General features: G+C 39.8%; 8 protein-coding genes and 3 pseudogenes. 9 read left to right on the forward strand and 2 right to left on the reverse strand.

What is annotated here, in order from left to right; all coding sequences use genetic code 11:
- Positions 1 to 396 precede the first annotated feature (396 nt).
- Positions 397 to 633: pseudogene (locus AC2VE5_RS20425) on the forward strand (type I restriction-modification system subunit M N-terminal domain-containing protein); the annotation flags it as partial.
- Positions 634 to 645: 12 nt separating this feature from the next.
- Here the strand turns inward: AC2VE5_RS20425 and AC2VE5_RS20430 are convergent.
- Positions 646 to 1,137 (reverse strand): MarR family winged helix-turn-helix transcriptional regulator, encoded by a 492-nt coding sequence (locus AC2VE5_RS20430; protein ID WP_486889524.1) that lies wholly within the window; start codon positions 1,135 to 1,137, stop codon positions 646 to 648.
- A gap of 100 nt (positions 1,138 to 1,237) precedes the next feature.
- On the opposite strand from AC2VE5_RS20430, the gene AC2VE5_RS20435 reads away from it, so the two are divergent.
- The 8 genes and pseudogenes from AC2VE5_RS20435 to AC2VE5_RS20470 all read left to right on the forward strand — a co-directional run bounded on the left by AC2VE5_RS20435 (position 1,238) and on the right by AC2VE5_RS20470 (position 12,643).
- On the forward strand, positions 1,238 to 2,140 hold the full coding sequence (locus AC2VE5_RS20435) for an EamA family transporter (RefSeq protein ID WP_486889525.1): 903 nt from the start codon (positions 1,238 to 1,240) through the stop codon (positions 2,138 to 2,140).
- Between the two features lie 688 nt (positions 2,141 to 2,828).
- The gene (locus AC2VE5_RS20440; RefSeq protein WP_486889526.1) at positions 2,829 to 6,722 is read left to right on the forward strand and encodes an amino acid adenylation domain-containing protein; all 3,894 of its coding nucleotides are present in this window, start codon (positions 2,829 to 2,831) and stop codon (positions 6,720 to 6,722) included.
- 488 nt (positions 6,723 to 7,210) lie between these two features.
- Positions 7,211 to 8,245 (forward strand): fatty acid desaturase family protein, encoded by a 1,035-nt coding sequence (locus AC2VE5_RS20445; protein ID WP_486889527.1) that lies wholly within the window; start codon positions 7,211 to 7,213, stop codon positions 8,243 to 8,245.
- Between the two features lie 96 nt (positions 8,246 to 8,341).
- A complete protein-coding gene (locus tag AC2VE5_RS20450; protein WP_486889528.1) occupies positions 8,342 to 9,574 on the forward strand; it encodes an NAD(P)/FAD-dependent oxidoreductase in 1,233 nt (410 codons plus the stop codon).
- 231 nt (positions 9,575 to 9,805) lie between these two features.
- Positions 9,806 to 11,035: an aminotransferase class V-fold PLP-dependent enzyme gene (locus tag AC2VE5_RS20455; protein WP_486889529.1), complete on the forward strand. Its 1,230-nt coding sequence runs from the start codon at positions 9,806 to 9,808 to the stop codon at positions 11,033 to 11,035.
- Positions 11,036 to 11,151: 116 nt separating this feature from the next.
- Positions 11,152 to 11,391: pseudogene (locus AC2VE5_RS20460) on the forward strand (IS6 family transposase); the annotation flags it as partial.
- 261 nt (positions 11,392 to 11,652) lie between these two features.
- Complete coding sequence (locus tag AC2VE5_RS20465; RefSeq protein WP_486889530.1) at positions 11,653 to 12,345, forward strand: AzlC family ABC transporter permease; 693 nt, start codon at positions 11,653 to 11,655, stop codon at positions 12,343 to 12,345.
- Positions 12,332 to 12,643, forward strand: coding sequence for an AzlD family protein (locus AC2VE5_RS20470; protein ID WP_486889531.1), 312 nt, complete (start codon positions 12,332 to 12,334; stop codon positions 12,641 to 12,643). The genes AC2VE5_RS20465 and AC2VE5_RS20470 overlap by 14 nt, the downstream gene beginning before the upstream one ends.
- A 530-nt stretch (positions 12,644 to 13,173) precedes the next feature.
- On the opposite strand, the pseudogene AC2VE5_RS20475 reads toward AC2VE5_RS20470, so the two are convergent.
- A pseudogene (locus tag AC2VE5_RS20475) lies at positions 13,174 to 13,294 on the reverse strand (IS701 family transposase); the annotation flags it as partial.

Raw genomic sequence — 13,294 nt, forward strand, 5'->3', positions numbered from 1 at the left:
TGGGCGATCGCCCCTAACTTCTTCACCATTCTGGGGTAGATATAGCGAAACCCCAATAAGTTGAGTGTGTTCCCATATGACTTTATTTTTTCTGTCGTACCGAATAGAGTATAAGTTATTTGGTACAGTATTTTAATACGGTATAGCAAGGGTTTGAAGCCTTTAAATTTCAGAGACTTCAATTGATACAGTGTTGTCCCTGGCGATCGCAGTGTTGAAAGCGGCTCATTAAGTCTTTAGCGTAACTTTCGGAATCAATGCTCATTTCACCCCATCCGCCTCCGCGATCGCACTCGGCAAGAGAATTTCTAATAATTGTTGTGCTAATGATGACGTGGTATAGGCTTCCAGCTTAAAAATGGGAATAATTAGATTAATTGAAAAGCGATTTTATAAATGCCAGCTAATTACACTGATGTTGAAAAGCGCCTATAAGAAGCCGCCGATGAGCTACGGGCTAACTCTAAGCTGAAATCGTCGGAATACTCGGTTCCGGTTTTGAAATTAATTTTTCTGCGCTATGCCGACCAAAAGTTTACTTATGCAGAGCAGGAATTAGCTGTAGTTCAGGAATTATCACGGCGGCGTACCGTTGGTTTGATTGACTATCAGGCATGGGGTGTAATGCTCATTTCACCCCTACACTTACTCCTCGAACGAAATTAAAAGCTTGCGCAGCAATTGAGCGAGAACTTTACGTTCCGCTTCATCTAAAACGATAAGAAAACGATGCCCATTAGCGACATGAGCCTCAACAGCTTTTTCAATCACGTTGAAACCCTTATTGGTCAACTGAATTAACATCCCTCGGCGATCACTTTGATCGGGAGTGCGCTTCACAAGGTCAGCTTGTTCTAAGCGATCAATACGATGCGTCATCGTACCGGATGAAACCATCATGGTGTTGAATAAATCAGTCGGCGAAAGCTGATACGGATCACCAGAACGAAGCAATGTAGCCAACACATCAAATTCTCCACCATTCAAGCCAAAGTCTGAAACTGTCTCTTGAATTGATCGTTCTAAATATTTAGTCAGTCGCCCCATCCTGCCAATAATACCCATCGGTGACACATCTAAGTCCGGGCGTTCTTTCTGCCATTGTACCAAAATTACATCTACTGGATCGGCATCCATTAAAATACTGTTTACCTAAAAATTTTGCTCTAGATTATCTTAACATTAAGATTAAGTGCTAGAATCTCAATTTCGAGTATCTTGATGTCGAGTTAAAACTATGAAGACAGATACCGTTCGCTTGTCTGATGTTTTGCTGACTGCGTTAGCACCGATGACCTGGGGAACGACTTATTTTGTGGCAACTGAACTCCTACCGCCTAATCATCCGCTATTGGTAGCTGCCTTGCGGTCGCTGCCGATTGGTATTCTACTGACAGCATGGTTAAGACAACTGCCTAAAGGTATTTGGTGGTGGCGTATTTTGCTCTTAGGCAGTCTCAATATCGGAATCTTTCAAGCGCTATTATTTGTGGCTGCTTATCGCCTTCCGGGCGGCGTTGCTGCAACCGCAGGCGCGATCCAACCCTTATTAGTTGCGCTGTTTTCCTGGATAATATTGAAGGAAAAACCGTCTAAGCTATTTATTGTGGCGGCGCTCGCTGGCTTTGTTGGTGTCGGGTTGCTGGTTCTCGGTCCTACGGCGCGCCTTGATAGTGTTGGCATCATTGCCGCGCTCGCTGGAGCCGCAACAATGGGGTTAGGAACTGTGCTAGTTAAGCGGTGGAAGCGTCCAGTTTCTCTACTTGTCTTTACAGCATGGCAATTAGCAGTTGGCGGAATCGTTCTGCTGCCAATTGCCTTAGTGGTTGAAGGACCCATAACTCATCTCTCAATAACCAATCTGTTGGGCTTCGTTTATCTGGGCTTAGTCGGTACTGGGCTTGCTTATACGCTTTGGTTTCGGGGGATTGATAAACTCAAAGCATCGGCTGTTTCATTTCTAGGATTAATGAGTCCTGTAGTCGCAACACTCGTTGGATTCGTTTTACTACACCAAACATTTACGCCAATTCAACTCATTGGGATTGCGATCGTGCTGATTAGCGTTTTGATTGGGCAAAAAACTAATCAATTACGCCCACGCTCATCTATTACTCTCAAATCACGGCTTAAAAAATAAGTTGCAAGTTTGTGCGATTGCTCTACTATCAAGCCTAAAACACTACTTTGCCCACTTAAAATCAACAGGTAGCTTTTAGGTTGCAGTCGGTATCAAGGACTCAGGGACGAATGGCACTAAGTTAAGGAATGCAGATATAGTCTAAAAGTTAGACTATATCTGCATTTCAGTCATTTGAACAAATGCACGCAACATCACCGATTTATTAGCTAAAACTTTCTGGGTTCAAAAAGCTGGAGAAACGCCGTTTTATTGCGCTTGTCCTTAAGAATCTACTTTCATTAATTCTTGTAACACAACTGTTGTACTGTCTAGGTTTTAAGCTAATAGACATTTAATTTGCACGAAACCAGAGCTAAAGCCCATGCTGCACGCTCTTTAAAATTGTAATTTGAATGTCAATCAGCTTACCTTAACTTAGTGCCATTCGACTCAGCGATATAACCGGTATAGCCGGGATGTTCTCTTAATTTGTACAAAAACCCCCAAAACTGCCATATTCAATCATTTTTGGATAATTTTCACATACTATCTTGATATTGAGATTGTTGACATTAAGATTTTAATGTATTAGTATTTCGAGAAATGCTGATCCAGTTCATCACACTGGCGCTCTAAAGTAAAACTCAGATGGTGCAATTTTCCATAAACATAGATCTAAGTTTGACCATGTAATTGGAGATTAGTTATGCAAGCAAATGATTTGACTATCAAAAAGCTCAATAACGTAGAGTCAGAAGATTTAGTTGCAAAGTGCCTTACTGATTTATTTCAAGCTCAAGTGCAGGCTCAACCCGACAGAGAAGCGGTTGTCTGTGGTAATGAATGCCTAACTTACCAAGAACTCGCCGAAATCAGTTCGCGTTTAGGTTCGTATCTTGTGCATCTTGGCCTAGCTGCCGATGAATATGTAGGTATTTTCCTTGAGCCGTCGCTTGATTTAGTCATTGGGATTTGGGGTATTCTGTTCTCAGGCAGTGCTTATTTGCCATTATCACCAGAATATCCTGAAGACCGATTGAGATATATGGTCGAGGATGCAGGTGTCGGAATTGTTTTTTCACAAGAAAAGCAGCGCTTTAGGTTGACGGAACTGTTGCCTCCGAGTACACGAATTATTACCCTCGAAGAGGTTAAAGAGTTTGAGATACCATATGGTATAGCTAGACAAAATAAATTCTGCAAACGATCAAGTTCAAACAACTTAGCCTACATCATTTATACCTCCGGAAGTACAGGAAAGCCGAAGGGCGTGATGATTGAGCACCGCAGTATTATCAACCAGATGAGTTGGATGCGAGACTTTTGCAAGCTGGATCAGAACAAAGTTGTTCTGCAAAAAACACCCATGAGTTTTGACGCGGCACAATGGGAAATTCTTGCATCTTGTTGTGGCAGTAAAATCATTATGAGCAGCCCCGGAGCCTATAAAGATCCAGAGCAATTAATCGAGACTATTATCCGATACGATGTGACGACCCTGCAATGCGTTCCGACGCTGCTACAAGCTCTTCTCGATAATGACGTATTCCACAATTGCAAATCACTTACACAAATATTCTGCGGCGGCGAAATTCTGTCAAAAAAACTTGCGCTGCAAGGCATCGAAGTGCTGCCAGAATGTGACTTCATCAATCTTTATGGTCCGACAGAATGCACTATCAATACTTCCGCTTTTAAAATTGATAAAAATACGATTGCTGATTATCCTAAAGTAATCCCGATCGGTAATCCCGTTCATAACACCCAATATTACATTCTCAACAGCCAACAATCGTTAGCATCGGTGGGAGAAACTGGTGAGCTATACATTGGTGGTATTCAACTTGCGCGTGGATACATTAATCGACCAGACTTAAGTAAAGAAAGGTTTGTCAACGACTGGTTTTCGACGAGTGCTGGAGGTGCCAAACTTTATCGGACTGGCGATTTAGCCCATTGGAATGCAGATGGTACTGTTCAGTTCGTTAGCCGAGTAGACAATCAGGTGAAACTTAGAGGATTTCGGATTGAACTCGACGAGGTAAAGCAGACAATTGAAATGCATGACTGGGTTAAGCACGCAGCGGTCATAATTAAGGAAAATTCCCGTGTCGGATGCCCTGACTTGGTTGCATTTATTGAATTGAGCCCTAAGGAAGCCGCTCTAATGGATCAAGGTATACAAGGAGAACACCATCTGTCGAAGAAAAACAAGCTTCAAATCAAGGCTCAATTGTCGAATCTTGGATATAGGGATACCGACAGCAATAATAGTAAAATGGTGGTCAATCTTCCAGGTAAAACACCGACCAAAGAACAGCGGCGGTTGGCGTTTGCTCGGAAATCCTACCGTTTATTTGAGGGTGGTGCCATCCAGAAAGCTGATATTGTGAGATTGCTGGATAGACAAGTTACCGAGGCTAAGACTTACAGCTTGGCAGGTTCTCGGAGCTTAGATGCGTTAAGCTTCACAGAATTAGGTCAGATTTTGAGATATTTTGGGCAGTTTCACAGCAACGAGCGTCTATTACCCAAATATGGTTACGCATCACCGGGTGCATTGTATGCAACTCAACTGTATTTTGAATTAGTCAATATAGCTGATTTGAAGTCCGGTTACTATTATTACCATCCGGAAAGCCATCAACTAATACTAATAAATGAAATAGACAGTACAGAAAAAATACGAATAAAAATACACTTCATTGGAAAGAAGAAAGCTATTGAGCTAGTTTACAAAAACAATATTCAAGAGGTACTTGAAATTGAAACTGGTCACATATTGGGTTTGTTTGACAAGATTCTTCCAGCATATGAGTTTAGCATCGGAGATGCTGATTATGTACCTGCTGTAAAGGATAACCTAGTATGTTCAGACGAGGAATTTTATCTGGGTACTTTTGAGTTGATGCCTCAGGTCAGGTCATTGTCAGATGAATCAGTTGATATTTATGTACAAAGTCATCCTGGAAAGATCGCCGATCTACCTGTGGGTCAATACAAATACAAAGACGGTCGCTTGGAAAAAATCTCAGATGACCTCATACTGAAAAAGCATGTAATAGCCATCAATCAGCAAACCTACGAACACGCAAGTTTTGGAATAACAATAGTTGGTAGAAGTAACAGTAAATGGGTTAACTATATTGCGCTCGGCAGAAAACTTCAACATTTGCAGATGAACGACCAAAATCTTGGTCTAATGTCCTCAGGATACAGCTCCGAGACTGGTAACGATCTTCCTTCGGCAAAGCAGATAACAAGAATACTAAATGCCAGTCATGAAAAATCGGGTTGTTCTTACTTCTGTGTTGGTGGTCGTGTGAGCCATGAACAGTTAATCAGCGAAGGAATGAAAGAAGATGCCGTCCAGATGAAAGGTCCGGCAGAGTTGATCAAAGAGGATATACGCAACTTTTTGCCTGATTACATGATGCCTAACAGAATCGTAGTGATGGACAAGTTGCCGGTTACCGCCAATGGTAAGGTCGATGTTAAAGCACTAGAAGCGTCAGACAAAGTAAATATCGAAATGGCTGAACGGTCTATCATCACACCTCGGACAAATACCGAACAACGAATAAGCGAGATTTGGAAGAAGGCGATGAAGTGGGATTCTGTCTCAGTGCAAGACGACTTTTTTGAAGCCGGTGGAAACTCACTTATTGCCGTGGGAATGATCAACAGGATAAACAGAGAGTTTAACTGTACCTTGCCTTTATATGCTCTTTTTGAAGCTCCAACCATCGAGAAGCTCTCTCGTAAGATTAACAGTGATGAAGTTGATTCCTCGCGTCTAATACGTCTATCGTCCATGGGAGTAAAAAATCCCGTATATTGCTGGCCTGGACTCGGTGGCTACCCAATGAACTTGAAGTTACTGGCAGATGAAATAAATATCAATCGACCCTTTTATGGTTTTCAAGCGCATGGAATCAATCAAGGCGAGAAGCCATTTGCCTCCATTAGTGAGATGGCTTCTGAAGACATTAAGGAAATAAAACGTATTCAACCAGCCAGTCCCTATACGCTTTGGGGATATTCCTTTGGTGCAAGAGTAGCCTTTGAGGTTGCCTATCAGCTTGAGCAGTCCGGTGAGCGTGTAGAAAATCTCTTCTTGATCGCTCCGGGATCGCCGAAGGTTAGAACTGAGAACGAAGCTATTCATGGCAATCAACCTGTATTCAACAACAAAGCCTATGTGACAATTCTTTTCTCGGTTTTTGCAAGCAGTATCACCGACCCTGCACTGGAGGAGTGTTTGAAAGTCGCAAAGGATGAAGACAGTTTCGCATCATTCATTTGCTCAAAATATAAGAACCTCGATTTGGATCTGGTGAAACGAATAATTAAAATTGTACACCAGACATATGAAGCCAAGTACACATTCCGCGAACTGGCTGAGAGGCAGATCATTGCGCCTATAACTATTTTCAAGGCCAATGGTGATGATTACTCGTTCATTGAGAGTCGCAGTGATTATTTTGAAAAGACTCCAACAGTCATAAATCTCAAAGTCGATCACTACAGTATGCTTAAAATTACAGGCATCAGCGAATTGGTGGAGATGATTAATATGATGCTCAGTAAATTACCGTAGAATTCAAACCATTGCAATCTATTTTTCAAGTTGCCTAAATCCAAAAACATTATCTTAACCTGCTCTATTTTTAGGCAGATTAATTAACATTGCTTTTGTGTAAGGGTATCCAAAGTAGTTGTCAAAATCGCTAATTCATAACAAGAATAAAGCTAAACTAATCTCAACCCAGCAATTTCCTTGTTTAATGGTAGGACACACAGCTTGTAGAGTGGAATTGCAAAGCTGATGTGCTAGTAGCTAAAGCATTTTTTGTTTAACTATCTTTACTATATCAGATGGCTAAACAGATTTGTGATCTACAAAACAAAAACATATCAATCTGTTATATCCATCAAGAAAGATCAGCTTTTAATCACTTTTCAAGGCACAACAATCCTCGTGATGGGGATTGCTTCCCATCTAACTTTTACTTACACTTTCTTCTGTAAAGGTTGTTAACGGTTACCCACATTCCAGCAAGTAGTATTCTTTTTTTGGAGGTTTCAATGACAGTTTCTAACTTAGAAGATGCAAAAAAAGCACAGGAATTAATAATTAAAAAATATCGTTTTTCTCAATCAATAATTAAAGAATTACAACCTCTTTTCAAGCTAAATAACTTTCACGGTTTTCTAGAATTAGTAGAAGATTGGACAATTATAGCAGCAGCTATATCTATGTCCGTAATAGCTTGGAACAACTTGAACGTAATCTTTGGATACCTAGTTTACTTTATTTCGATTGTAATTATTGGGGCGCGAATGCGAGGACTAGCAGATTTGCTGCATCAATCCACTCATAAAACTTTAGCTAAAAACAAAATTCTAAATTACCTCTTGGGTAGTTTTTTTGCAGGTTATTTAGTATTTCAAAGCTTTTCAGCATATCGTTTTTCTCATGTTAAAAATCATCATCTTAATTTGGGTGACCCTGATAAAGATCCAGATTACTTAGGCTTGAAAAAAAGTGGTTTATATGGAGATAACATTTCTTTTAAAAATGTTCGTCTTTACTTGTTTAAACTTTTAGATCCAATAACTACCTGGAACTATATTCAATATCTAATAAAAAACCGTATCTATAGTTCTTACGAATCTCCTCAAGAGAAGTGGCTGCGCGTTGTTTACTTGTCTATTCTTCTAGGAGTTTCACTTTGTTTTGGCTGGGGCAATTTGATAGTTATTTACTGGCTTGTTCCTTTACTCACAACTGCAAACTGGATAGGCTCTTTTATCGAGTTGTGCGAGCACTACCCAATGATGGAGCGTTTACCAATAAAAACAAACTTTAAAGTTAATATCTATATGTCTCGTAATAGAATTTGCAATTCCTTGGAAAATTTTTTTACTGGGATACATTGGGAATGTTTTCATCAGTTGCATCATCTATTCCCAACACTCCCATCTTGGCAATATAAAAAGGCTCACAAAATTCTGATGAAAGACACTGTCTACGCAAGTTTAAATCACGAGCAAGGTTTATTTTCTACAATCAAAAATATAACTCATGTAGACTTACTATTCATCTATTTCCTCGACTAATAGATAAAGGAAATAAAAAAGTAAATAAATATGCATTTATTCTAATGCATTTTCTTGATCTAAATTTTTTCTTAGTAAACATTACATGGAGTTTGTATGGCTCAAAATTTGCGAATAGTGGTAATTGGCGGCGGAATTTGGGGACTTTCCACAGCATTTCATCTAGCCAAAATGGGGCAAGTTAATGTCCGTGTTCTAGAACGAAATTCTGATATTGCATCCGAAACAACGCTTCAAGCCGCTGGACTCATTAGTCAAATCCGTTCTTCAGACTTGATGACTAAAGCGGTACAGTATGGGCTGAAACTATTATCTGGATTTCGGGAAGAAACTGGTTATGAACCTGGCTTACACCAATGTGGTAGCCTAATGCTAGCTTTGACACAAAAGAGAATGCAGGTTTTTGAACATCAAGTTGCACAAGCAAAAAGAAATGGTGTGAATGCGTATTTTCTTTCCCATTCTGAGATTCAACGGATTATTCCCCATTCAGACATCTCATCTGTCAAAGGTGCTTACTTTGTTCCTAAAGATGGCTATCTTGAACCACATCAATATGCTCTAGCTTACGCTGCTGCTGCAAAAGATCTTAATGTTCAAATTAGTTTAAATACGGAGGTTTTAGGATTCGAAGTTCAAAACGGAACAATTTCTGGTTTGAAGACCAATCATGGATTTATCCCCGCAGATTTAGTAGCGATCACCGCAGGTCCTTGGTCTGCCGCTATAGCCAAACAATTGGGGTTGACCTTATCTGTACAGCCAATACGTCATCAAAGCGGTTGCACAGTTTCATGTCCAGGTTTTCATGAATATCATCCTGTTGTGCGTATCCCTGATCTTGACGGATACTTAAGAGTATGTAACCGTGGCTATTTATATGGCTTTTATGAGACAAATCCTACCTTAATTAATACAGAAGCTATACCCAAAAGTGACTCAATGCAGAACACTGAATCTGTAGTTGAGACCATAGATGAGGCACGAGAGAGACTAAAGTCAATTTTTCCCATTTTGAAGTCTCTACCAATTGCTTCTTACAGACAAGGGGTAACTATGTTTACGCCTGATGGTTCGTATTTGTTAGGACCTGTACCCGGAGTTCAGGGCTTATTTGTTGCCAGTGGTTGTTCTTCTCTCGGAGTTACAGGTGCCGCAGCTATCGGTCAGTGGTTAGCAACCTGGATGTTGCAAGGAAAGCCAGATGATTTAGGAAATGAATTTGCTCTTGATCGTTTTGGTAAACAAGGAGTGGATCTAAACTGGGTGCAAAAAGAATGTGTAAATCTTTATAGTAATTATTACAAAATTGATGTTAGTCTTGTTTAATTACTTCATACAAAATCTCTCTAAATTACCTTGTTAGATTCAATTTTAGATTTTGGATTGTCCTCTTCTTTTAAGAAGATTGTCGATTTTAGGTTATTGATTGTACGATTTGATGACACCTCGGATTGTCCTTCTCGTCAACCTCAAACCTTGTTTAATCTAAAATTTAAAATAGGTTGGTTGCCGTGTTTTTGTGTCAATTGCAGATAACATAAATCAGAGGTAAAGTATATGGCATCCACTCTTGATATCAAAGGGATAAGAAATGAAATCCCTGTAGTCGAAAAATTAATACATTTTAATAATGCAGGTGCGGCACTTATGCCGAAATGTGCTGTTGAAACGGTCAAAAATTATTTGCAGCAAGAACAAGAAAATGGGAGTTATGAAGCTGAAGAAGCTTCGCTAAAAAAAATTGAAAATGTGTACACATTAATTGCAAAGATGCTCTCTTGTCACTCAGAAGAGATTGCATTATTTGAAAACTCAACATTAGCCTGGAATACTGTATTTTGGTCTTTTCCCCTTCGTCCTCATCAGGTTATTATTACTTCAGAAAGTGATTACGGTAGTAATTACTTAGCTTTACTAAAAAGAAAAAAGAGAGATAATGTTAAAATCATTATTATTCCTGAAGCTTCTAGTGGCACCTTAGATATGGAATTTCTCTATAAGAGCATTAAATCTTATGATGTCGGACTAATTACCATATCTCATATCCCTACTAATAATGGTGTTATACAGCCGGTAGAGGAAATTGGAAAAATCGCTTCCAAATATGGCATTCCTTATTTAGTTGATGCTTGTCAATCAGTCGGTCAGTTAGATGTTGATGTCACTCAAATCCAGTGTGATTTTCTAACTTCCGCTGGTCGTAAATTTCTCAGAGGTCCCCGAGGAACAGCGTTTGCATTTATTAAACAAAAATGGATTGAATATCTTGAACCTTGCTATCTAGACCTTACTGCTGCTGAGTTTATTAATACTGATGAATACCGCTGTGTTAAATCAGCAAAACGTTTTGAATTTGGGGAAAATAACATAGCGAACCGTTTAGGTCTAGGGTCGGCAGTTAATTATGCTTTAAATATTGGCATAGATATTATTTCTACGCGAGTTCAGAAACTAGCAAATATTTTACGACAAAAGTTAAGCGAGCTTCCGTTTATCTTAATGCATGATAGCAACATACTTTATTTAAGTGGCTTAGTTACTTTTAGCATTAAAGGGCATAACCCGCAACATCTGAAACAGTGGCTACATAAAAAGTCTGTCAATGTGTCTGTGTCTGAATCTAAATGGACATTCATAAATATGCATAGAAGAAAGTTGAATCATTTCATCCGAGCATCAGTACATTATTACAATACTGAGACGGAAATTGAGCGTTTTTGCCAACTGATTCAAGAATATTGGAAAGAACATCATTCTCATGCGAGGGGGCAGGGCGAACACATCTAAAATTGGCATTGCTGAATCGAGGGATGAATGACTAAGCACGATCAAGAAGGTATTGTCAACTTAACGCGCGAGCAGGATGATTGTAGTAGCTCAAATCAGCTTGCGGCTCTTGGCTCATGTACTCCCGTTATCGATTCCCTGGCGAAATCATTAGTTAATGTGTTTGGCTTTATTACACCTTCCCTTTGAGCTACCGGGATATCGAGAAAATGATGCTGTACCGTGGCATTAAGGTGACCTAGGAATCGATTCGAGAATGATGCCAGAAATTTGGACAGCAATATGCGAATCAATTGCGACGTAAACGCCCTTACATTGCAGACAAATGGCATCTTGATGGGGTGATTGTCACGATACCGCAAAACACTCTGCTACTCCAAGTCGATTGAAATGTTGAAATGTTCATTGGTCTACTGCTTCACTACTTGAAGGATCGCACAGTTCTTGTGTCAGCTTAATTCATTACTCTTTCAGCAACGCCCGATATCTTTACCTTTAAGATTTCATCCGCCATTATTTAAGTTAAATTAAGCGTGATTAATATTTTACTAGCGCTCACTACTTGTTAAAACACTTAAGCTACAAATGCAATTAACAGACTAAGATTTTTGCAATTTATGAAAGAACCAGCAAGCATTGACTTTAGTGGTATCAAAACTGGAGTTAGACGAAGTATTTTAGTTGCTCTAAGCGTTTTCACCTACGGTATTTCGTTTGGAGTTCTTGCTCGTCAGGCAGGGTTGAGCTTAGTTGAATCTTTTTTGATGAGTAGTTTGGTTTTTGCTGGGGCTTCCCAGTTTGTTGCTTTGGAGATGTGGACTTCACCGCTACCAATAACTGCAATAGTTTTTACTACCTTAGCGATTAACTTGCGACATATTCTCATGAGTGCAGCTATTAGCCCCTGGTTTTTGAAAATACCTTCTTGGAAAGCTTATGGTTGTTTGTTTTTCCTTAACGATGAAACCTGGGCACTCACAATGGGTGAGTCTACTAAAGGAAAATCTATCGCAGGATTTTTTCTCGGTAGCGGTCTAATAATCTTTATTGCTTGGGTTAGTGCTACCGTTATCGGACAAAATCTGGGCAGCGCAATCGCAGATCCAGCAAGCTGGGGATTAGATTTTGCCTTTACAGCAGTTTTTATCGCATTATTATTCTCCATGTGGCAAGGAAAAACTAATCTTCTACCTTGGACTGTTGCAGCAATCACAGCCATAGTCACCGCTAACTGGATACCCGGAAAGTGGTACATCCTGATTGGGGGATTAGTAGGTAGTTTTGTAGGAGCAATGCATGATGTCGATTAATCTTACAACAGCAACCGCGATTTTCGGCATGGTTATAGTTACTTATGCTACTCGTATTGTCGGACTATGGCTAATGAAGCGATTTACATTCTCCCAGCCAATAAAGAAATGGCTAAATCATATTCCTGGTGCAATTATGATTTCGATTGTTGCCCCTACCGTAATCAATGGGGGTATTGCAGAGTTTGTCGCAGCATTGACAACATTATTTGTGATCGCTCGAACTGGTAACTTGTTTTTAGCAATGTTTACAGGAGTTGGTACAGTTTGGATACTGCGGAATTACCTTCATGTTTAAATTTGCCAGGACTTACCCAGTCTCTCCAATATCCCTCTTCTGTTACTTTCCAGATTCAAGAAATAACAAATGACCCAAATTACCCACAGTTCATTAAGAGTTGCGATCACATTTCCCGACTCAATTGTTTTATCCGGTTGTGTTGCAAAGAATGGTAGGCGGAAAGAATTTTTTCTTAAAAAATTCTTTCCAAGTAGACGAATTGGTTTCTCTGCTTGAAGAAGTTCATGCACGGGCAGTAGCGTAGGAGGAAGTGTATCCAATACGATTAATGTTTTAAAAAGGCAAACGGATTATTCATAGATTTGAGTTAATGCCTGTCATTGATAATGAATATTTTGCTTATGGTTTTTGGCACAAGTAAGAGGAACTTTTTACGGCTCGTAAGGAATATGCAATAGCTGGACGGCTTGCTGCTTGGCTTCCTCTCCCCGCAGATCGTATTTTTGGGTCGTAGCTGGGTCGGCGTGTCCGGCAAGACGGCTGGTGGTCAAAACATCAGCACCAGCAGCTAATAAATTACTCAGGACTTACGCAAGTGACATTTGAACGGATGGATACTTGAGTTGCTCAATTAAGTAGTTTGAGAACATACCATGTTTGATCTGATAAACAGTTTTGCTCGTTTGGTAAGCAATCAACTTGAGTCGA

The sequence above is a fragment of the Aliterella sp. E5.1 genome, assembly GCF_057473825.1.

What these genes read in the sequence shown, in the direction of transcription:
- AC2VE5_RS20430 (WP_486889524.1), bottom strand. Translation starts at nt 1,137, where the DNA reads ATGGATGCCGATCCAGTAGATGTAATTTTGGTACAATGGCAGAAAGAA.
- AC2VE5_RS20435 (WP_486889525.1), top strand. Translation starts at nt 1,238, where the DNA reads ATGAAGACAGATACCGTTCGCTTGTCTGATGTTTTGCTGACTGCGTTA.
- AC2VE5_RS20440 (WP_486889526.1), top strand. Translation starts at nt 2,829, where the DNA reads ATGCAAGCAAATGATTTGACTATCAAAAAGCTCAATAACGTAGAGTCA.
- AC2VE5_RS20445 (WP_486889527.1), top strand. Translation starts at nt 7,211, where the DNA reads ATGACAGTTTCTAACTTAGAAGATGCAAAAAAAGCACAGGAATTAATA.
- AC2VE5_RS20450 (WP_486889528.1), top strand. Translation starts at nt 8,342, where the DNA reads ATGGCTCAAAATTTGCGAATAGTGGTAATTGGCGGCGGAATTTGGGGA.
- AC2VE5_RS20455 (WP_486889529.1), top strand. Translation starts at nt 9,806, where the DNA reads ATGGCATCCACTCTTGATATCAAAGGGATAAGAAATGAAATCCCTGTA.
- AC2VE5_RS20465 (WP_486889530.1), top strand. Translation starts at nt 11,653, where the DNA reads ATGAAAGAACCAGCAAGCATTGACTTTAGTGGTATCAAAACTGGAGTT.
- AC2VE5_RS20470 (WP_486889531.1), top strand. Translation starts at nt 12,332, where the DNA reads ATGATGTCGATTAATCTTACAACAGCAACCGCGATTTTCGGCATGGTT.